The sequence below is a fragment of the Saccharothrix texasensis genome (genome assembly GCF_003752005.1).
Taxonomy (GTDB): domain Bacteria; phylum Actinomycetota; class Actinomycetes; order Mycobacteriales; family Pseudonocardiaceae; genus Actinosynnema; species Actinosynnema texasense.
Window position 1 is genome coordinate 5,230,055 of the sequence record NZ_RJKM01000001.1, and the last position, 19,969, is coordinate 5,250,023.

Annotated in this window: 19 protein-coding genes; 7 read left to right on the top strand and 12 right to left on the bottom strand. The window is 73.7% G+C overall.

Going from position 1 to position 19,969, the window contains the following annotated elements; translation table 11 throughout:
- Window positions 1-18 precede the first annotated feature (18 nt).
- Window positions 19-1,182 (bottom strand): glutathionylspermidine synthase family protein, encoded by a 1,164-nt coding sequence (locus EDD40_RS22650; protein ID WP_123744716.1) that lies wholly within the window; start codon window positions 1,180-1,182, stop codon window positions 19-21.
- Window positions 1,183-1,860: a hypothetical protein gene (locus EDD40_RS22655; RefSeq protein WP_123744717.1), complete on the bottom strand. Its 678-nt coding sequence runs from the start codon at window positions 1,858-1,860 to the stop codon at window positions 1,183-1,185.
- A 120-nt stretch (window positions 1,861-1,980) separates the two neighbouring features.
- Between EDD40_RS22655 and EDD40_RS22660 the strand changes: the two genes are divergently transcribed.
- Together EDD40_RS22660 and EDD40_RS22665 are read left to right on the top strand one after the other, a co-directional pair.
- Window positions 1,981-3,048 carry a septum formation family protein gene (locus tag EDD40_RS22660; RefSeq protein ID WP_246037769.1) on the top strand — a complete coding sequence of 356 codons (1,068 nt, stop codon included), beginning with the start codon at window positions 1,981-1,983 and terminating at the stop codon, window positions 3,046-3,048.
- A gap of 4 nt (window positions 3,049-3,052) precedes the next feature.
- Window positions 3,053-3,403 (top strand): metallopeptidase family protein, encoded by a 351-nt coding sequence (locus EDD40_RS22665; protein WP_123744719.1) that lies wholly within the window; start codon window positions 3,053-3,055, stop codon window positions 3,401-3,403.
- Between the two features lie 50 nt (window positions 3,404-3,453).
- Here the strand turns inward: EDD40_RS22665 and EDD40_RS22670 are convergent, their stop codons facing one another.
- Together EDD40_RS22670 and pheA are read right to left on the bottom strand one after the other, a co-directional pair.
- Entirely contained in the window at window positions 3,454-4,068 is a 615-nt protein-coding gene (locus tag EDD40_RS22670; protein WP_123744720.1) for a histidine phosphatase family protein, read from the bottom strand.
- Entirely contained in the window at window positions 4,065-4,958 is an 894-nt protein-coding gene (pheA, locus tag EDD40_RS22675; RefSeq protein ID WP_123744721.1) for a prephenate dehydratase, read from the bottom strand. Before pheA ends, EDD40_RS22670 begins: the two co-directional genes overlap by 4 nt.
- Before the next feature lie 114 nt (window positions 4,959-5,072).
- Here pheA and EDD40_RS22680 point away from each other — a divergent pair, with 114 nt between their 5' ends.
- Complete coding sequence (locus tag EDD40_RS22680; RefSeq protein ID WP_236594604.1) at window positions 5,073-5,675, top strand: macro domain-containing protein; 603 nt, start codon at window positions 5,073-5,075, stop codon at window positions 5,673-5,675.
- Window positions 5,676-5,734: 59 nt separating this feature from the next.
- Here EDD40_RS22680 and EDD40_RS22685 read toward each other — a convergent pair whose 3' ends face one another.
- Window positions 5,735-6,217, bottom strand: coding sequence for a GNAT family N-acetyltransferase (locus EDD40_RS22685; RefSeq protein ID WP_123744723.1), 483 nt, complete (start codon window positions 6,215-6,217; stop codon window positions 5,735-5,737).
- A 60-nt stretch (window positions 6,218-6,277) separates the two neighbouring features.
- Between EDD40_RS22685 and EDD40_RS22690 the strand changes: the two genes are divergently transcribed.
- The gene (locus EDD40_RS22690; RefSeq protein WP_211348228.1) at window positions 6,278-6,907 is read left to right on the top strand and encodes a response regulator; all 630 of its coding nucleotides are present in this window, start codon (window positions 6,278-6,280) and stop codon (window positions 6,905-6,907) included.
- A gap of 26 nt (window positions 6,908-6,933) precedes the next feature.
- Here EDD40_RS22690 and EDD40_RS22695 read toward each other — a convergent pair whose 3' ends face one another.
- From EDD40_RS22695 to EDD40_RS22710, 4 genes are read right to left on the bottom strand one after another with little or no spacing between them, the layout of a single operon-like run.
- Window positions 6,934-8,055 carry a GAF domain-containing sensor histidine kinase gene (locus EDD40_RS22695; protein WP_123744725.1) on the bottom strand — a complete coding sequence of 374 codons (1,122 nt, stop codon included), beginning with the start codon at window positions 8,053-8,055 and terminating at the stop codon, window positions 6,934-6,936.
- The gene (gene cydD, locus EDD40_RS22700) at window positions 8,052-11,186 is read right to left on the bottom strand and encodes a thiol reductant ABC exporter subunit CydD (RefSeq protein WP_170185169.1); all 3,135 of its coding nucleotides are present in this window, start codon (window positions 11,184-11,186) and stop codon (window positions 8,052-8,054) included. The genes EDD40_RS22695 and cydD overlap by 4 nt, the downstream gene beginning before the upstream one ends.
- Window positions 11,183-12,274 carry a cytochrome d ubiquinol oxidase subunit II gene (cydB, locus tag EDD40_RS22705; RefSeq protein ID WP_123744727.1) on the bottom strand — a complete coding sequence of 364 codons (1,092 nt, stop codon included), beginning with the start codon at window positions 12,272-12,274 and terminating at the stop codon, window positions 11,183-11,185. The genes cydD and cydB overlap by 4 nt, the downstream gene beginning before the upstream one ends.
- A gap of 11 nt (window positions 12,275-12,285) precedes the next feature.
- Entirely contained in the window at window positions 12,286-13,770 is a 1,485-nt protein-coding gene (locus EDD40_RS22710; protein WP_123744728.1) for a cytochrome ubiquinol oxidase subunit I, read from the bottom strand.
- Between the two features lie 166 nt (window positions 13,771-13,936).
- Here EDD40_RS22710 and EDD40_RS43715 point away from each other — a divergent pair, with 166 nt between their 5' ends.
- From EDD40_RS43715 to EDD40_RS22725, 3 genes are all read left to right on the top strand, one after another.
- Window positions 13,937-15,832 (top strand): RCC1 domain-containing protein, encoded by a 1,896-nt coding sequence (locus EDD40_RS43715; protein ID WP_123744729.1) that lies wholly within the window; start codon window positions 13,937-13,939, stop codon window positions 15,830-15,832.
- Window positions 15,724-16,239, top strand: coding sequence for an RCC1 domain-containing protein (locus tag EDD40_RS22720; RefSeq protein WP_425471346.1), 516 nt, complete (start codon window positions 15,724-15,726; stop codon window positions 16,237-16,239). Before EDD40_RS43715 ends, EDD40_RS22720 begins: the two co-directional genes overlap by 109 nt.
- 295 nt (window positions 16,240-16,534) lie before the next feature.
- The gene (locus EDD40_RS22725; RefSeq protein ID WP_123744730.1) at window positions 16,535-17,134 is read left to right on the top strand and encodes a TMEM165/GDT1 family protein; all 600 of its coding nucleotides are present in this window, start codon (window positions 16,535-16,537) and stop codon (window positions 17,132-17,134) included.
- Between the two features lie 78 nt (window positions 17,135-17,212).
- Here EDD40_RS22725 and EDD40_RS22730 read toward each other — a convergent pair whose 3' ends face one another.
- Genes EDD40_RS22730 through EDD40_RS22740 form a run of 3 tightly spaced genes read right to left on the bottom strand, consistent with a single transcriptional unit; the run spans window position 17,213 to window position 19,920 of the window.
- Window positions 17,213-17,881 (bottom strand): IclR family transcriptional regulator, encoded by a 669-nt coding sequence (locus EDD40_RS22730; protein ID WP_123744731.1) that lies wholly within the window; start codon window positions 17,879-17,881, stop codon window positions 17,213-17,215.
- Window positions 17,882-17,884: 3 nt separating this feature from the next.
- Entirely contained in the window at window positions 17,885-19,057 is a 1,173-nt protein-coding gene (locus tag EDD40_RS22735) for a fumarylacetoacetate hydrolase family protein (RefSeq protein WP_123744732.1), read from the bottom strand.
- Complete coding sequence (locus tag EDD40_RS22740) at window positions 19,054-19,920, bottom strand: hypothetical protein (RefSeq protein ID WP_281277802.1); 867 nt, start codon at window positions 19,918-19,920, stop codon at window positions 19,054-19,056. Before EDD40_RS22740 ends, EDD40_RS22735 begins: the two co-directional genes overlap by 4 nt.
- Between the last annotated feature and the right edge of the window lie 49 nt (window positions 19,921-19,969).

The following is a 19,969-nucleotide window of genomic DNA, read 5'->3' on the forward strand; positions in this document are numbered from 1 at the left end:
GGTTGTGCGGGTTGAAGCTCATTCGACGATCCTGTGCGGCACGAACGCCGCGCCGTCGTCGGTGACCAGGCCGACGGTCTCCCGGATGCCGAGGCCCGCCGAGGAGTCGCCGACGACCCACGCGCCGAGCGCCGGCCGGTAGCCGTCGAACTCGGGCAGCGGGTCGAACAGCTGGTAGACGAAGCCCTCCTTGCCGTAGACCCCGCCGGTCTGGGTCTCGTAGCCGGGGGCGACGATCTGGATGTTCTGCCCCTCGCGGCCCAGCCGCGGCTTGCGCACGTACTCGGTGAGCAGGCCGGGGTCGTCCAGGAACGCGGGCAGCAGGTTCGGGTGGCCCGGGTACATCTCCCACAGCACGGCCAGCAGCGCCTTGTTGGACAGCAGCATCTTCCACAGCGGCTCGACCCACAGGGTGCCGGGCAGGCTCTCCACCGCGTAGCGGCCGAACTGCTCGTCGACCACCCACTCCCACGGGTAGAGCTTCACGACCGTGCCCATCGGCGCGTCCTCGAGGTCGACGAACCGCTTCAGCAGCGAGTCCCAGCCGATCTCCTCGATCGCCAGCCCGACGGTGTCCATGCCCGCCTCGGCCGCGGTCTCCTGCAGGTAGGCCACGGTGACGTGGTCCTCACCCGAGGGGTCCGCGCCCGACCAGGTGAAGTGCAGCTCGTTGGACGGCAGCCGGCTGCCGATCTCGGCCCAGCGCTCGACCAGCTTCTCGTGGATCGAGTTCCACTGGTCGTCCTCCGGGTAGACGTCGGTCTTCCAGTTCCACTGGACGACCGACGCCTCCAGCAGCGACGTCGGGGTGTCGGCGTTGTACTCCAGCAGCTTGGCCGGCCCGCTCCCGTCGTAGCGCAGGTCGAACCGCCCGTACACGTGCGGGTCGCGCCGCTTCCACGACTCGGCGATCGCGGGCCACAACCACTCGTTGATGCCGAAGTCGCGGTAGCGCTCGGTGAGCACCACGTTGTCGACGGCTTCCAGGCACATGTTGTGCAGCAGCTCCACGTCGGCTTCCAGCGACAGCACGTCGCTCATGTCGAAGACGTAGTGCGCCGACTCGTCCCAGTACGGGCGCGGGCTGCCGTCCGCGGCTCGCGCGGGCGCGCCGAACACCAGCCCCTGCTCGGAGACGGTGCGCTGCCAGTTCGGCCGGGGCGCGGAGGACTCCCGACGCACTCAGCTGCCCCCGCTCTTGCTGCCGCCGGACACGCCGAACCCACCGCGCTGCACGACCGTGCCCGACTTGGTGGAGATGTTCGCGCCCTTGGGCATGGTGTAGCTGCCGCCGCTGACCTTCTGGCCGACGGGGGTGCTCGGCGCGCCGTAGTTGTAGCGGTACGAGCTGCCGCCGATGTAGATGAACCCGCTGCTGACGTACCCGCCGTGGCTGCGCGCGTACTCCTCGTCGCAGTACTGGTCCTCGACCACCACGTCGTCCTTGACGCACTGGGCGACCACGTCGTCGGGGCTGGACGCGGCGTACCAGATGGCCACCACGCCGGCCACGCCGACGGCCACGCCACCGCCGATGAGCAGGCGCTTGCGCAGCTTCTTGCGGCGGGCCCCCTCGGCTTCGACGGCGAGCTGCTGCTCGCGCTGCTGCTCGATCGCCGCGGCGCGGGCGCGCTGCTCGGCCAGCGTCGGCGGCCGGGGTTTGGTCCGGCCCGCTTCCTGGCTGCGGATCTGACCGCGGCCGCCCTGCGGCGGTTCTTGCGGCGTCGGGGGCACGTAGGGCGGCGGCGACGCGCCACCGCCACCCGGCCCCGGCGTCGCCGGTCCGGTCGGTTGGTCCGGTCCGCTCGACCCACCCTGGCCGGGTGTCGCGGCGCTACCGGTGTTGTCGTTCTCAGTCATCAGCCACTCCCGGCGGGGACGCTACAGAGATCTGCCGCCGAATGGGTGACGAGTGTCCCAAAAGCAACACTCCGCACCCGCCCGAACGGTTGCACGGCCTACACAGGCATCATGGAGTAGATGTCCGCCACCACGCGCTGGTTTCGTCGAGGTGACCACTTGGTCATGCTCGGCGCGTCCGCTGGCGCGTTCGTGCTGCTGGCCCTGAGCACGCTGACCGGGTGGCCGGTGGGCGCGGGCGGGGCCGGCAGCCCGGCCACGACCGCGGTGAACCCCGTCATGGCTGCTCAGGCGGGTGACTGCCTGAACTGGACCAAGCAGGACCTGTCGGACGTGGAGAAGGTCGACTGCGCCGCCCAGCACCTGTTCGAGGTGACCGGTGTGGCGGACATCTCCGCCGCTCACGGCCCCCAGGCGCCGTTCCCGGACGACGAGCAGTGGCAGCAGATCAGCGAGGAGCAGTGCGCGAAGACGTCGCTGGACTACCTCGGCGGCAAGTTCGACCCGTACGGCAAGTACACCGTCGGCCCCCTCAACCCGGGCGAGCGGCTGTGGGCCGAGGGCAGGCGGACGCTGCGCTGCGGCCTGCAGGTGGCCGGCCCGGCGGGCGGGCTGCTCCCGTCCTACGGCACGGCGCGCGCCCAGGACCAGTCCGACGTCTACGACCCGGGCGTGTGCCTCGGCATCACCGCCACCGGGTCGGTCGCGGACCCGATCGACTGCGCGAAGCCGCACACGTTCGAGATCACCGGCGTGGTGCCGATGCCGCCGGGCGAGTTCCCCGTGCCCGACCAGCAGGACGAGCTGATGTTCACCGAGTGCGCCAAGCTCACCACCGAGTACACGGGTGGCGCCGACCTCAAGGCCCGCGGCCTCATCGTCACCTGGGACACGCGGGTGCCGGAGAGCTGGGCCGCCGGCTCCCGGCTGGCGAACTGCAAGGTCGGCGCGACCCCCGTGGACGGCGTCCTCATCGCGTGGGAGGGCAGCGTGCGCAACCCGGACGCCCCGCCGCTGACCACGTCCAACCCGCCGCAGACGACCGCCGTGCAGCAGGACGAGCCGACCGGCGCGCCGCTGCACTCCCAGTCCAACTCCAGCTCCGCCGCACCGCCCTCGTCGGGTTCCAAGCCGCCGAAGTCGGACGAGACGACCACGACAGCCACGACCACTACGACGTCGAGGTGACGACATGCCGGTGGAGATGACCCGTCAGCGGTTCGAGGAGTTGGTCGGTGAGGCGCTCGACCTCATCCCGCCGGACTTCGCGGCGGCGATGAACAACGTCGTGGTGCTGGTCGAGGACCGCAGCCCGGACGTGCCGAGCCTGCTCGGGCTCTACCACGGCATCGCGCTGACCAGGCGGACCAGCGACTACGGCGGCGTGCTGCCGGACCGGATCTACATCTACCGCGAGGCGATCCTGGACATCTGCCGCACCGAGGAGGACGTGGTGGAGCAGGTCGTGGTCACCGTGGTCCACGAGATCGCGCACCACTTCGGCATCGACGACGCCAAGCTGCACGAGCTGGGCTGGGGCTGACCGGCCAGCCCTCGACCGGCACGCACTCCGCCGGCAGGCCCTTGCGCCAGTTAGCCGTCGACCACGTCGACGCCGGTCCACGAGGTGCAGCGCCAGCCGTCGCCGGCGCGGTCCAGGACGACCCGGCCGGTGTTGGGCAGCAGACCCGCCTCGGCCAGGGCGGGGCCCACGTTGCGGGCCAGCGCGAGCGCGCCCATCCGCAGCACCGCGCCGTGGCTGACCAGCACCACCGTGTCGCCGTCGCGGTGCCTGGCGGTGATCCGGTCCACCGCGGCCAGGCAGCGGTCGACGGCCTGGCGGCCGCTCTCGCCGCCGGGCAGCGGCACGTCCAGGTCGCCCGCGGCCCACTGCTTCACCGTGGCGATGAACTCCTCGAACGCCTCGCGGTCGTGCCGCCCTTCGAGGTCGCCGCAGAAGATCTCCTGCACGCCCTCCACGACCTCGACGTCCAGGCCGAACACCGCCGCCACGGGCGCCGCGGTCTCCTGCGCGCGCACCGCCGTGCTGGCGTACACGGCCGCCACGGGCTCGGCGGCCAGCTGCTCGGCCAGCGCGGCGGCCTGCGCCCGTCCCGCTTCCGTCAGCGGCGGACCGGGCGGCAGCGAGTCCAGCGCCATCTTCAGGTTCGACGCCGTCTCGCCGTGTCTGACCAGGATCAACCTCACGCGCCCTGCCCCCTCCGGACCGCGTCGACCCAGTCGGCCGCCGCCACGAACTCCTCGTTGCCGGCCACCGCACCACCCGGCTCGGCCTTCGGGTACGAGCCGAGGAACCGGGTGTGCGGGCAGTGCCGGTGCAGCGCGGCCAGCGCGTCGCCCACCCTCGGCTCGGCCACGTGGCCGTCGAAGTCGATGTAGAACCGGTACTCGCCGAGCCTGCCCTTGGTCGGCCGCGACTCGATGCGGGTCAGGTTGATGCCGCGCAGCGCCAGCTCCGTCAGCAGCTCCGACAGCGCGCCGATCCGGTCCGCCGCCGTGCAGACGACGGACGTGCGGTCGTGGCCGGTCGGCTCGGGCAGCTCGCCGGGCGGGCGGAGAAGCAGGAACCGGGTCTTCGCGTCCCGCACGTCGGCCACGTCGGTGGCCAGCACCTCCAGCGGGTAGTGCCGCACGGCCACCGGCGCGCTGACGGCGGCGTCGAACTCGTGGTTGAGCACAGCGCGCGCTGCGGCGGCGGTGGACGTCGCGGCGACGACCTTGGCCTCCGGCAGGTGCTCGGCGAGCCAGTGCCGCACCTGGGCCAGCGCGTGCGGGTGGCTGGCGACGGTGCGCACGGGCTCGCCGCCGGGCCGCACCAGCACGCTGAACCGCACCGGCAGCACCGCCTCGGCGACCGCGACCAGCGGCTCGCCCTCGGTCAGCGCGTCCATCGTCGCGGGCACCGCGCCCTCGACGGAGTTCTCCACCGGCACGCACGCCGACCGGGTTTCCCCGCGCCGGGTGGCGGCCAGGGCGGCGGGCACCGTCTCGAACGGCACCAGCTCCTGCTGCGGAGAGGCGAAGCCGCGTGCGGCCTGCTCGGTGAAGGTTCCCTGCGGTCCGAAGTAGGCGAGCACGGCCGCAACGATACGAGGACCACGTCCGGTGACTGTTGTTGAGGCGAGGATCACCCGCCCGGTGGGTGCCCGCCCCCGTTCCGCAGCAACGGGTTGTCCTGGAATGCTGGTGACGTGTCCGCCGCCGATACGGAGGGTGAGATCAACGCTCCGGTAGCAGTTCCCCGTCTGGTGTTGTGCGCCGTCGACGAACCGCTGGCCCGCGCCTGGCTCGCGGTGGCCGAGGGGCGCAGCGGCGTCGAGGTGCACCGGGGCTCGGTGCTCGACATCGTCGCCGAGGCCGTGGTGAGCCCCGCGAACTCCTCCGGCTGGATGCGGGGAGGCATCGACGCGGTCTACGCGCGTGCGTTCCCGCTGGTCGAGGGCAACGTGCGCAGTGCGGTGCTCGGGTTGCACGGCGGCGAGCTGCCGGTGGGCGAGGCGCTGGTCGTGCCGACCGGCGAGCCCGAGCCCGAGTGGCTGATCAGCGCGCCGACCATGCGGCAGCCCGGCGAGCTGCTGCCCGCGGACACCGTGCACCCGTACCTGGCCGCGCGGGCCGTGCTGCGGTTGTGGCTGGCCGGCCGGCTGGACGACGGACGCCCGCTGCGCGCGGTGGTGCGCACGATCGCCATGCCCGGTCTCGGCACCGGTGTCGGCGGCGTCGCGCCCGCCACGTGCGCGCGGCAGGTCGCGGCGGCGTGGGACGAGGTGTTCAGCCCACTGCCCAGCAGGTGACGCGTCAGACCGCTGGTTGTGCACAACCTGTGGACAGCCCGGCTGGGGCCTGTGGACAACTAGCGTGGCGCGACCCAGCGCTCCAGGTCCAGTTCGTCGGTGACGGGGATGCCGTAGTCGCCGACGCTGGGGATCTCCGGCTTGAGGCGGCGGGCTTCGCGCACCGCGTCGGGGCGCAGGGCGGCGAGCCGGAAGCCGCGGCGCTGGTAGAAGCGCAGGGCGTCGAGGTTGTCGTTGGTCGTGGTGAGCCGGACCCGGGAGCAGCCGAGCTGCCGCGCCCGGTGCACGGCGGCGTCGACCAGCGAGCTGCCGACACCCCTGCCTCGTCGCAGCGCGTCGATGGTGACGATCTCCAAGTGGCCGTCGGCGGCGGCGTAGGTGAGCAACCCGACGACGGTGTCCTGCTGTTCGACCAGGAACCCGGGCAGGCTCGCCGGGAAGAACACCTGGCCGTGGGCGACTGCGGTGTGCGCGCCCCACAGCTCAAGCACCAGCCTGCCGACGACGATCCGGTCGGCTTCCTCGATCGCGCGTACGAGCATCCCTGCACTGTCTTGGCGGGCGGGCGCGGTGGGTACCGGCATTCGACCTATGGTTGGTTCGTGCCCGTGCGAGTGTTGCTCGTGGACGACCACGAGGTGGTGCGCAGGGGGCTGCGCGAGTTGCTGGAGGACGAGGACGACATCTCGGTGGTCGCCGAGGCGGGCGGGGTGGACGAGGCCCTGGTCCGCGCGTCGGCGACCCGGCCCGACGTGGCCGTGGTGGACGTGCGGCTGCCCGACGGCGGCGGCGTGGAGCTGTGCCGTCGGCTGCGCGCCCTGGAGGACGGGCCGAAGTGCCTGGTGCTGACCGCGTTCGACGACGAGGAGGCGCTGGTCGGCGCGATCATGGCGGGCGCCTCGGGCTACCTGCTCAAGCAGGTGCGCGGGCAGGACCTGGTGACCGCCGTGCGCGAGGTGGCGGCCGGCCGGTCGCTGCTGGACCCGCAGACGACCTCCCGCGTCCTGGACCGCATGCGCCGCCCGGCCGAGGTGGACGTGCTGGACGCGCTGACCGAGCAGGAACGGCGGGTGCTCGACCTGATCGGCGAGGGCCTGACCAACCGCCAGATCGCCGAACGGCTGTTCCTGGCCGAGAAGACGGTGAAGAACTACGTCACCGCCGTGCTGTCGAAGCTGGGCATGGAACGCCGCACCCAAGCCGCCGCCTGGGTCGCCCGCCGCTCGCGCTAGGCGCTGACCGGCCGGTGGACGCCCGGTCAGCCGGTCAGCGGGACGTGCCAGGTGATCGTGGTGCCGGTGCGGGGCGAGGAGGTGAGCTCGCAGCCGCCCCCGGCGGCCAGGGCCCGTTCCTCCAGGTGCCGCAGGCCGCGCTTGGCGACGCCGCGCGGGATGCCGCAGCCGTCGTCGGCGACCTCCAGGTCCAGCCGGTCGGGTGTGCGGCGCAGCGTGATGCCGACCTGCCGGGCGCCCGAGTGCCGCACCACGTTCGACAACGCCTCGCGCAGCGCCGCGCGGGCGTGGTCGGCCAGGTCCGCGGGCACGTCCGCGACCTCCCCCTCGATCCGCACCTCCGGCTCGAACCCCAGCAGCTCGCCCGCCGTGCGGGCCTCCGCCAGCACCGAGCCCTTCAGGTCGACGTCGGCGGGTTTGCCGGGGTCCGCGCTCCGCAGCGCCCGCACGGTGGCGCGGACCTCCGCCATGGTCTGGTCGAGCTGGTCCACGCAGTCGGCCAGCCGCCGCGCCTCCCGGCCTTCGAGCTTGAGCCGCCGGTCGAGCAGGTCGAGCTGCACACCGGTCGCGTACAGCCGCTGGATGATCACGTCGTGCAGATCGCGGGCGATGCGCTCGCGCTCCTGGTAGACGGCTATCCGCTGCCGCGCGGTCGACCCCTCGGCCAGCACGACGGCCAGCCCGGCCTGCGCGGCGAACGCGGCCAGCACCTCGACGGTGTCCGGGCTGAACGGTCGCCCGCCCTTGCGCCGGTACACCGCCAGCGCGCCGATCCGGCGCTCCTTGGTGCCGAACGGCGCGACCGCGAACGGCCCGTACCCGCGCAACGCCTTGGGCACGAACGGCGCGGTGCGCGGGTCGGTGGTGAAGTCGGCCGCGACCACGGGCACGCCCGTCCGCGCCGCCCGCGCCGCCGACGAACGGCTCGACAGCACGACGCCCACCGGGTCGTCGTCGCCCGAGGACGCCTCGACGGTCAGCGTGCCGTCGTCGGCGGTCACCATGGCGAGCCCGAGGTCCGCGCCGGCCAGGTCGACGGCGCTGCGCACCACGAGCGGCAGCACGGCGTCCGGGTCGTCGCCGGCCAGGGCGGCCGAGGTGATCTCGGTCGACGCGGCGAGCACGCGGGCGGGGTCCACGGTGGTCAACGGTAGGCCCTGGCCCGCGTCCGCCCCTCGGTGACGTCCAGCACCAGGTCGGCGCGGGCGGCTTCGCCCGGCCGGTGGGTGATGTGGATGACGGTCTTGTCCCGCAGCACGTCGTCCAGGCGCGCCAGCAGCGCGGCGGCGGTCGGCTCGTCCAGGTGGGCGGTCGGCTCGTCGAGGAGCACCAGGTCGGCGTCGTAGAGCAGGGCGCGGGCCAGCGCGACCCGCTGCGCCTCGCCACCCGACAGCAGCGTCGGGCCGATCACGGTGTCCAGGTCGAGCCGGACCCCCGCCACGTCCAGCGCCCACCGCAACCGCTCGTCGTCCGCCCGCGGGTCGCCCAGCCGCAGGTTCTCGCGGACCGTGGTGGAGACCAGCATCGGCTCCTGCGGGCACCACGCCACCCGGTCGGGCCGCCAGACCAGGCCGCGCTCCGGCTCGATGAACCCCAGCAGCAACGCGAACAGGCTCGACTTGCCCGCCCCCGACGGACCCACCACGGCCACCTTCGCGCCGGCCGGCAGGTCGAACGACACCCGTTCCAGGACCGGTTCCGCGCTGCCCGGCCACGTCACCGTGACGCCTTCGAGGCCGACCGCGCCACCGACCGCGCCCCGCTCCACCCGCGAAACCCGGGAGCCGTGCGAGCCCTGCGAGCCGTGCGTCGGCGTCGACCGGTCGACGATCCGGCCGTACGACTCGCGCAACGCCCCGCGGTGCTGCGCGGCGGTGGGCAGCGTGCTCAACACCTCGGCCAGCGCCGACGGCACCAGGCCGAGCACGGGCACGAGCAGCGGGTCGACACCGCCGGCCAGGCCGATGCACACCGCCGCGGCCAGCCCGGTCGTCAGGTGCACGATCCCGATCGCCGCGCCCGCGCCGAAGGCCTGCCGACGGGCCTGCCGGGCCAGGTCCGCGTCCAGCCGCGCCAGGTCGGCGCGCACCCGGCGATCGGCCCCGAACGCGATCAGGTCCGGTGCGGCGGTGAGCAGGGTCAGCACCTGCTCCGACACGTGCCGCCGCCCCCTGGCGAGCACCGCCGTGGCCCGGCGTTCGGTGAGCACCGCGACGGCCGGTGCCAGCGTGCCGCCGACGACCAGCGCCACCGCCAGCGCGAGGCCCGCCACCGGCTCGATCACCGCGAACAACGTCACCGCCGCGACCGACACGCCCACCGCGATCAGCGGCGGTTGCAGCACCCGCGGCACCAGGTCGCGGACCGTGTCGACGTCGTCCACCAGCCGGGTGAGCTCGGCCTGACCGGGCCGCAGACCGCGCCACAGCCGGACCCGCGCCGCCTCGGCGTGCCGGAACGCGGCGTCGTGCGACACCAGCCGCTCCAGGTACCGGAACGCGCCCTTGGCCAGTGCGAACGTCCGCACGCCCACCACCAGCACCGACAGCGTCAGGATCGGCGGCTGGGTGGCCGCCTTCGCGATCAGGTGGGCCGCGAACGCCGTCAGCGCGACCCCGCTCAACGACGCCGCCGCGCCCAGCAGCGCCCCGGCCAGCAGCCTCCGGGTCGGCCGCGGCGTCCGCGGGACCACCGGCCGGTCGGCCGCGGCCCGGACCTCACGGGCCGCCGCGGCCTCCTCGGCCCGCTCGCCCACCAGCCGGTGGGTGGCCAGCACGACCGCCGCGCCGTCGGCGGCGGCCCGGTGCACGGCGGCCATCACCTTCGCGGCCGTCGCCGGGTCGAGGTGCGCGGTGGGCTCGTCCAGCAGCAGCACCTTCGCGCCGTCCCGCACCCGCGTCAGCGCGCGCGCCACCGCGACCCGCTGCCGCTCGCCGGTGGACAGCTCCGCGATCGGCCGCGCCACCAGGTGCTCCGCCGCCACCGACGCCAGGACGTCGTGGTCGACCCGTCCCGCGGTCAGCTCCAGCTCGTCGGCCACCGTCCGCCCGGCGAACGCGGGCCGCTGCGGCACCCAGGCGATGGCCGACCGGTCGACCGCGACCGACCCGCCGTCCGCTTCCACGAACCCCAGCAGCACCCCGAACAACGTCGACTTGCCCGCGCCGCTGGGCGAGTCGAGCCGGTGGACCTCCCCGGGCCGCACCCGGAACCCGACCCCGTCCGGCGCGAACCGCTCCCGCCGCCGGACGCGCAGGTCCCGGACCTCCACCCCCACCACCGGCGTCGACCCGGCCACAGCCGAAGCCGTGGTCGAGGTCGCGCCGGGAGCCGGGATCTCTGCGACCCGCCGCACGGCCTCCACCCCGTCCTCCGACGCGTGGTGGGCCGCGCCCGCCGCCCGCAGCGGCAGGTAGCACTCCGGCGCGAGGATCAACACCACCAGGCCCGTGACCAGCGTCATCTCCCCCGACACCAGCCGCAGCCCGATCCCCACCGCGATCAGCGCCACCGACAGCGACGCCACGATCTCCAGCACCAACGCCGACAGGAACGCCACCCGCAGCGTCCCCATGGTCGCCCGCCGGTACCGCTCGCCCACCTCCCGCACGGCCGACGCCTGGGCCGCCGCGCGCCCGAACGCGGTCAGCACCGGCAACGCCCGCACCAGCTCCGCCAACCGCCCCGACAGCCGCTCCAGCGCCGACGCCGCCGCGGCCACCCGGTCGGCGGTGAACCGGCCGATCAGGATCGCGAACACCGGGATCAGCGGCAGCGTCACCGCGATCAGCACGGCCGACGTCGGATCGGTGAGGAAGATCCAACCGCCCACCGCCACCGGCACCACGGCCGTCGTCACCAACGCCGGCAGGTAGCGGGTGAAGTACGCGTCCAGCGCGTCCAGCCCCTTGGTCGCGAGCACCGCCAACGACGCCGGCCCCCGCGCCACGATCCACGACGGCCCCAGGCCCAGCGCCCGGTCCAGCACCGCCGCCCGCAGCTCCTCCTTCGCGCCCGCCGCCGCCCGCGCCGCCACCGACTCGGTCGCCCACGCCAGCCCCGCCCGCACCACGACCGCGCACGCCGGCACCCACAGCGACCCGCCGGTCACCAGCGCCGACGCCAGCGCCACCGCCTGCCACACCAGCGCGACCGCCGTCAGCGCGGCCAGCGCCGCGCACCAGGCCAACGCCCGGCGCGCCGAGCGCGAGAGCGCGGGCAGCGCGCCGAGCGGGCCTTTCCCCGGCTTCGTGGCGGAAGGGGCTCCGGGGAAGTTCACGGCACCTGCCCAGAAGAAACAGACCCAGAAGAAACAGACCCAGAAGAAACAGACCCAGAAGAAGCAGACCCAGAAGGGGCAGACGCGGAAGGGACGGACACAGCGGGGATGTGCCGGGTGCCGATCCGCTTGCGGAACACCCAGTACGTCCATCCCTGGTAGACGAGCACCGCGGGCGTGCCGAACGCGGCCACCCACGTCATCACGGTCAGCGTGTACGGGCTCGACGCCGCGCCCGCCACGGTCAGCGACCAGGCCGGGTCCAGGGTGGACGGCAGCACGTTCGGGTACAGCGCGCCGAACAGCGCCGCCACGGTCGCCGCCACCGCGACGCCCATCAACGCGAACGCCTGCCCCTCGCGCCGCAGCACCAGCCGCCCGTACGCGCCCAGCGCCGCCAGCGCCACCACGATCGACGCGCCCCACGTCCACGCCGACCCGAACCTCAGCTGCACGGTCAGCAGCAGCACCAGCAGGGGCAGCAACGCCACCGGCGCGACCTTCAGCGCCAGCGCGCGGGCCCGTTCCCGCACCTCCCCCTCGGTCTTCAGCGACAGGAACACCGCGCCGTGCACCAGGGCGTACCCGGCGACCGCCGCCGCGCCGAGCAGCGTCTCCCACCGGATCGAGGCGAACGGCGAGCCGACGCGGTCGCCCGCCGCGTCCAGCGGCATCCCGAACACGGTCGCCGACAGCAGCAGCCCGACCCCCAGCGGGGCCACCCACGAGCCGGCGACGATCACGGCGTCCCACGTCCGGCGCCACCGCGCCGAGTCGACCTTGCCGCGGTACTCGAACGCGACGCCGCGCCCGATCAGCGCCAGCAGGAACAGCACCAGCGGCAGGTACACCGAGCTGAACAGCGAGGCGTACCAGTCGGGGAACGCGGCGAACGTGGCGCCGCCCGCGACCAGCAGCCACACCTCGTTGCCGTCCCACACCGGCCCGATGGTGTTGATCAGCACCCGCCGCTCGCGCTCCGACCGGCCGAGGACGGGCAGCAGCATGCCGACGCCGAAGTCGAACCCCTCCAGGAACAGGTAGCCCAGCCACAGCAGGGCGATCACGCAGAACCAGAGCGTCTCCACGGCTCCCCCTCTCAGTAAGCGAACGTGAGGACGTCGTCGCGGTCGTCGTCACGCGACCCGTCGTCGTCGGGTTTTCGAGCCGGCAGCACGCCCGCGACCCCCGCGCGGACGTACCGCCGGATCAGGAACACCTCGACGCAGGCCAACACCCCGTAGACCAGCGTCAGGGCGACCAACGACGTCAACACCTCCCCCGGTGTCGACGACGACACGGCGCGGGCGGTGAACATCCACACCCCGTCCACCCCGCTCGGGTTCGGCACCACCACGAACGGCTGCCGACCCATCTCGGTGAAGATCCAGCCGAAGCTGTTGGCCAGGAACGGCGTCGCGATGCTGCCCAGCGCCAGCCACTTGAACCACCGGCCGCGGGGTGTCCGACCACCGCGCGTCAGCCACAGGACCAGGAGCCCGGCGCCGACCGCGAGCCCGCCGAACCCGATCATCAGCCGGAAGCCCCAGTAGGTGACCGGCAGGTTCGGCACGTAGTCGATCGGCTTGCCCGACAGCTCGCCCAGCTTCGGGTCGACCGGGTAGTTCGTCCCGTACTTCTCCTGGTAGAGCGGCACCAGCTCCTCGATGCCCTTGACCTCGGTGGTGAAGTCGTTGTGCGCCAGGAACGACAGCAGCGCGGGCACGGTGACGCTCTTGACGTTCTCGCAGTCGGGCCGCGACACGTCGCCGATCGCGAACACCGAGAACGCGGCGGGCTGCTCGGTGTGGCACAGCGCCTCGGCCGCGGCCATCTTCATCGGCTGCTGCTCGAACATCAGCTTGCCCTGCACGTCACCGCTGATCGCGAGCCCGGTGAACGCCACGACGCCCACCCACGTGCCGAACTTGACCGACGCGCGCCACACCGGGCCGTCGTCGCTGCGCCGCCACAGGTGCCACGCGGCGACGCCCACCAGGAACGTGCCGGCGACGGCGAACGCGCCGAAGACCGTGTGCGGGAACGCGGCCAGCGTGGTGTTGTTGCCCAGCACCGCCCAGATCGACGTGAGCCGCGGCCGGCCGTCGACCAGCTCCACGCCGACGGGGTGCTGCATCCACGAGTTCGCGGCCAGGATGAAGTACGCCGACGCGATCGTGGCCAGCGAGAACGCCCAGACGCAGGCCAGGTGGACCTTCTTCGGCAGGCGGTCCCAGCCGAAGATCCACAGCCCGAGGAACGTCGACTCGACGAAGAACGCGACCAGGCCCTCCATCGCCAGCGGCGCGCCGAACACGTCGCCGACGAAGCGCGAGTAGGCGCTCCACGTCATGCCGAACTGGAACTCCTGCACGATGCCGGTGACCACGCCCATAGCGAAGTTGATCAGCAGCAGCTTGCCCCAGAACTTGGTCATCGCCAGGTACTTGCGGTCACCCGTGCGCACCCACGCGGTCTGCATCCCCGCCACCAGCAGGGAGAGCCCGATGGTCAGCGGCACCATCAGGAAGTGGTAGACGGTGGTGATGCCGAACTGCCACCGTGCCAGGTCGAGGACGTCCACGGGTCGAACCTAGGTCCGGACCGGTGCCCGGCCTCAGGTACGACGGTCCCCCGGGACCCGGGACCAAGGTCCCGGTGTGCGGTGTCACACCCCCGCCGACGTGTTCCCGTTCACCAGGGATTCGACATAGTCTCGTCCGGCTCGTCCTACACCCCGGGGGAACACCATGAAGCGGCTCGTTCCGCTGGTCGTCGGCGTGCTCGCCGTGCTGGGAGCGCAACCCGCCGCGGCGCAACCCGTCACGGCGCGGCCCGATCCGGTCGCGCTCGTGGACGGGCGGCGGGCCGACGCCGGTCTCACGTTCGTCCCGGTGAACCCGCTGAGGGTGCTGGACACGCGTGACGGCACCGGAGCCGGTGGCGTGCCCGGCGCGGTCGGCGCCGGCGTGGTCCTGGACCTGGCCCCGCACGTGCCCGCCTCCGCGACCGCCGTGGTGTTCAACCTCACCGGCACCGAGCCGACGCGGGACACGCACGTCGGCGTCACGTCCGCGTGGGCGAACTCGTACCTCAACCTCCAGGCGGGCGAGACGAGGGCGAACCTGGTCACGGTGGCGCTCCCGGAGGGCGGCCGGCAGCTGCACCTGACCAACAAAGCAGGCCGGGTGCACCTGGTCGCGGACCTGGCCGGGTACTACACCACCGACGAGGCGGCTCGGTTCACCACGACGGAGCCGACCCGGGTGCTCGACACCCGCGCGGGCGCGCCCGTCGGACCGCGCTCGACGCGCGAGGTGGACCTGTCCGGCGTGGTGCCCGCCTCGGCCACCTCGGTGACCTTCACCCTGACCGCGACCGAGCCGACCGCCGCGACCCACGTGATCGCGCACCCGTCCGGCGCGGTCCGGCCCACCGCGTCGAACCTCAACCTGGTGGCCGGCCAGACCAGCCCCAACCTGGTGACCGTCGCCCTCGGCGCGAACCGCCGGATCGCGCTGTACAACAACGCCGGCAGCACGCACCTGGTCGTGGACGTGGCCGGGTACTACGCCGGCGACCGCGGCCACCGGTTCTTCCCGGTGACCGCGCGCGCCCTCGACACGCGCGAGGCGGGCGGGCCGGTCGGGCCGGGCCTGACCCGCGACGTCGACCTCGCCGGCCGGATCCCCACCACCGCGACGGCGGTGTCGCTCAACCTGACCGGCACGAACGTCACCGCCGACTCGTACGTGTCGGCCTACCGGGCGGGCACGCCGCGGCCGGGGACGTCGAACCTGAACCTGCCCGCCGGCCGGGACACGGCGAACGCCGCCGTGGTGGCGCTCGGCGATGACGCGCGGATGACGCTGTACAACAACGCGGGTTCCGCGGACCTGGTCGTGGACGTCGCCGGCTTCTTCGCCACCCCGCCCGCGTGCGCCGCCGACTGCCTGCACACCTGGGGCGGCGACCTGGGCCACGGCTCGACGCCGAGCCCTCACCCCTGGTTGTCCGGGGTCACCGACGTGGCCGCCGGCGACTTCACCGCCTACGCGCTGAAGTCCGACGGCACGGTGTGGTCGTGGGGCGCCAACAACGCGGGCGAGCTCGGCGCCGGCGCCGTGGGTGGCCGTTCCGCGGTGCCGCTGCGGGTCCGCGGGCTGACCGGCGTGACGGCGGTGGCCGCCGGCGGCTCCACCGGGTACGCGCTCAAGTCCGACGGCACGGTGTGGGGCTGGGGGTCGAACCAGGACCGGCAGCTCGGCCCGGACGTCGTCGGCGACTCGGCCGTCCCGGTGCGGGTGGGCGGCCTCACCGACGTGACCGCCGTCGCCGGGGACCGCGTCACGGCGTACGCGCTGAAGTCCGACGGCACCGTGTGGGGCTGGGGCAACTCCGTGCACGGCCCGCCCTACGGCCTGTGCCCCACCGAGTCCGACTGCCTGCCGGGCCGGCCGAGGCGGATCGCGCTGCCGCGGCCGACGGCACCCGGTTCACCGCGATCGCGACCACCGGGTCGGCCACGGGGTACGCGCTGCGCTCGGACGGCACGGTGTGGGCGTGGGGCCAGAACCGGCGGGGTGAGACCGGGACGGGCTCGCCGCTGGGCGATGACGTGTCGCCCGCGCAGGTCGTCGGGCTGACCGACGCCGTCGCCATCGCGGGCGGCGTCGAGAACGGGTACGCCCTCACCGCGGACGGCCGGGCGTGGTCGTGGGGCTACGACTACTGGGGCCAGCTCGGGACCGGCGCGCCGTGCGCCGACCCGGCCGCCTGCCACTCCGGCGTCCCGGTGCTGGTCGCCGGGCTGACGGACGTCGTCGCGATCGGGAGCGGCTCCTCGACCGCCCTCGCCCTCCGCGCCGACGGCTCGGTGTGGGCCTGGGGCCTCAACAACCTCGCGGGCAACCTCGGCAACGGCACGTCCGGCAGTTGCACGACGACGCCCCGGTCGGAGCACTGCCTGACCAGGGCCCCGGTCCGGACCTCGATCTCCGGCGTGTCGGCCGTCAGCGCCGGCGGGGTCGCCATGTTCGCGATCAAGCCGTAGCCCGCGTCGGGGTCACCGCCCCGCGTCAGGGTCGTGGTCCGCGCCGGGCGGTGGCCCGCGTCCCCGCGTGAGGGGCGGGCGGCGCGGGGTACGATGTGGACGCCAGAGGGGAGTAGTTCCCCCGGGTCACCACGACCGGGGCGAGAGGATCGACACACTGGTCCGCCCAGCGCGGACCCGGTCCCTCACCCGCTTCCAGGAGCGGGCGAACGAGACCTCCGGCCGGGCAGTGCACCACGCCCGGTCGGGGTCGTGCTGCCTCCGTCCGGGACCGTTTCGGACGTCGGAGGTTCCCGTGGCACCTGAACTCATCGCGCTGGCGACGGCTTTCGCCATCGTCTTCCTGGCCGAGCTGCCGGACAAGACCATGGTCGCCACGCTGGTGCTCACCACGAGGTACCGGGCGTGGCCGGTCTTCGCCGGGGTCACGGCGGCGTTCGCGATCCAGTGCGTGGTGGCCGCGACGTTCGGCGGCGTGCTCACCCTGCTGCCCGACCGGGTGGTCGCGGCCGTGGTCGCGGTCCTGTTCGGCGTCGGGTCGTTCCTGCTGCTCAAAGAGGGTTTCTCGAAGGACGGCGACGAGGACGGCGCGGCGGCCGCCGGGCCGGGTCAGGTGACGTTCCGGCGGGCCGCGCTCACGTCGTTCGGCGTGCTGTTCGCCGCCGAGTGGGGCGACGCCTCGCAACTGGCCACCGCCGCCCTGTCCGCCCGCTACGCCAGCCCGGTGTTCGTCGGCCTGGGCGCGTTCCTGGCGCTGACCACCGTGGCCGCCATCGCGGTCCTGGTGGGCCGCAAGATCGCCACCCGCATCCCGACCCACCTGATCCAGCGGGTGAGCGGCTTCGTGTTCGCCGCGTTCGCCCTGGTCGCCGCGTGGCAGGCGGTCCTCGGCTGACCGACCGCGGGGATGTCCGGACTCGCCCGCCGAGCGGCGGGCGAGCGGTGGCGCTGTGCGACCTGTCGGTGCGACCCGTCAGCGCAACGCGTCAGCGACCTCCTGAGCCGCCCTCACGACGTGGGGCCCCACCACGTCACCGTCCAGCTTCTCCAGGGCCACCACGCCCACGCTGGCCCGCAATCCGGGCACGCCCCGCACCGGCGCCGCCACCCCGAACGCACCCGGCTGGAGCTCGCCCGTCGAGTTGACCCACTGCCGCCCCTCCGGGGACAGGCCGATCGCCTTGCCCGCCGCACCCCGGTGCACGGGGTGACGGGACCCGACCCGGTACGCCACGTGGTAGGCCGTCCACGACGGCTCGACCACGGCCACCGCCTGCGCCTCGCTCCCGTCGGCCACGGTCAGGTGCGACGTCGCGCCCACCGTCTCGGCCAACGTCCGCAACGCGGGCTGCGCGGCCAGCCGCAGCTGCGGCAGCACGTTCGACGCCAGCCGCAGCACGCCCAGCCCGAGCCGCACCTTCGACCCCTCGCGCCGCACCAGCCCCCGCGACTGCAACGGCACCAGCAGCCGGTACACCGCCGCCCGCGACGCGCCGATGGCCGCCGCCAGCTCGCTGATCGACGGCGCCTCCGACTCGGCGTCGGCCACCGCCTGGAGCAGGGCCAGGCCCCGCTCCAGGGTCAGCGAGCTCTCCTTCGACGCGGGCGCCGGCAGCCGGCCGCGCGGATCGGGTCTGACCACGCTCTACCTCTCGTCGGCGGGCACGACCGTGCCGACCACCTCGGCCAGCCCGACGACCGAGCCGCCCTCACCCGGCGCCGTCGCGGTGATCCGCACCGTGTCGCCGTCCTCCAGGAACGTCCGCTCGCCGTCGTCGAGCACCACCGGCTCCTTCCCGCCCCAGCTCAGCTCCAGGAAGGAGCCGCGCTCGTCGCGGGCCGGACCGGACACGGTGCCCGAGGCGATCAGGTCGCCCGGCCGAACGGTAGCGCCGTTCACCGACAGGTGCGCGAGCTGCTGCGCGAACGTCCACGACATCTCGCGGAACGGCGGCCTGGACACCACGGTGCCGTTCCACTCGACCTGGAGGTCGATGTCGAGGCCCCACGAGCGCTCCTCGACCAGGTACGGCAGCACGTCGTTGCCCAGCGGCGGCGGTGACACGCGGGCCACCGCGAACGCCTCCAGCGGCGTGATCCACGCCGAGACCGACGTGGCGAACGACTTGCCCAGGAACGGGCCCAGCGGCTGGTACTCCCACGCCTGCACGTCCCGCGCGGACCAGTCGTTGACCAGCGCCACGCCGAAGACGTGGTCGACCGCCCGGTCGGGCGTCAGCCGCGACGCGACCGGCCCGCCGCAGACGAACCCGACCTCGGCCTCGATGTCCAGCCGGCCCGTCGGCCCGAACACCGGACCGGTCGACGACCGCCGCTGCCCGTGCGGCCGGACGATCGGCGTGCCGGACACGACCACCGTCCCCGCCCGGCCGTGGTAGCCGACGGGCAGGTGCGTCCAGTTCGGCAGCAGGGCCGCGCCGTCGGGCCGGAAGATCCGGCCGACGTTCTCCGCGTGGTGGCGGGACGAGTAGAAGTCGACGTAGTCGGCCACCGCGAACGGCAGCACGGCGCCGTCGAGCCCGACCAGCTCCGCGCCGCGCGGCGCCGACGTGGCCGAGACGATCTCGACCAGCCGCGCCCGCAGCTCGCTCCACGTGGGCCTGCCGGCCGCCAGCAGCGCGTCCAGCGTGCCCGTGGCCACCACCGGCTCCAGCCGCTCGCCCAGGGCCAGTCCCCGCAGCAGCAACGCCTGGTCGCCCACCCGGACCGCGACACCGCCGGGCACGACGCCGTAGGGCAGCGTCTGCGGCCCGAACGGCGCGTCGGCGGTGAACGCGGGGTCCTCGATCCAGCTCACAGCAGACCCAGCTCCTCCAGGTCGGCGATCGGCTCGTCCAGCGAGCATGACCCGTAGGAGGCGAACACGCCGCGCACGGCGTGCGCGGCCTGGTCGGACAGCCCGTTGGCCTCTTCGCCCAGCGCGACCGCGTCCGTGCTGGCCAACGCCTCGCGCACGTCGCCGCCGGACAGCGAACGCGCGGTTGCCACCAGCAGGTTGAGGAACCCGTGGTGGGTGAACCCGGTATCGGCGTCGGTGTGCCGCACGGCGTGGTGCAGGCCGGCGGTCGCCTTGAAGGCCACCCCGCCGCCGCTCACCACGGCGAGGAAGTCGGCGACCTCGTCGATGCTGGGGAAGTTCTCCTTGCTGACCCCGCCGCAGCGCAGCTTGGGCCAGCTGCCGTGCTCGATGACGCGGCGCACGCCGTCCAGCCACTCGGCGCCGCCCCGGCGGGGCTCGACGACGCGGATGACGTCCTCGGGCACGAACTCCGAGACGCGTTCGAGCCACACCTCGTCCACGTCGGACGGGGCCGGCATCTCGACCATCCGCAGCGCCAAGAGCTCACTGCGGGACTCGACGATCGACACGGCCTTGGGCACACCTCCCAGACCCGTGTCGATGACCAGCGACAGGGCCACCGGCTTCACCGGCTTGACCTTGATCAGCTCGGTGATGAGCTCGGCGAGCCGGGACGCGGGGCACAGGAAGAGACCGACCGCACCGGCCCAGTCCCCGACACGTGCGTCGAGGTGGCCGCGGACCGCGTCGGGCATCGAAGCGTTGCCCGGCGGGAACAGCGCGGCGTCGTCGACAAGCCTCGCGAGCAGGGGCGGAGTGCCGCGTGGACCGGGCGCACGGAGTTCGAAGGCGCTTGACACGGCTGACACGCTAGTGGCGTACCGGTCAATGAACAAAGATGTCCGACTA

Excerpts from the sequence above, each read along its gene's own strand:
- EDD40_RS22655 (WP_123744717.1), bottom strand. The coding sequence starts at position 1,860 with ATGACTGAGAACGACAACACCGGTAGCGCCGCGACACCCGGCCAGGGT.
- EDD40_RS22660 (WP_246037769.1), top strand. The coding sequence starts at position 1,981 with ATGTCCGCCACCACGCGCTGGTTTCGTCGAGGTGACCACTTGGTCATG.
- EDD40_RS22665 (WP_123744719.1), top strand. The coding sequence starts at position 3,053 with ATGCCGGTGGAGATGACCCGTCAGCGGTTCGAGGAGTTGGTCGGTGAG.
- EDD40_RS22685 (WP_123744723.1), bottom strand. The coding sequence starts at position 6,217 with ATGCTCGTACGCGCGATCGAGGAAGCCGACCGGATCGTCGTCGGCAGG.
- EDD40_RS43715 (WP_123744729.1), top strand. The coding sequence starts at position 13,937 with ATGAAGCGGCTCGTTCCGCTGGTCGTCGGCGTGCTCGCCGTGCTGGGA.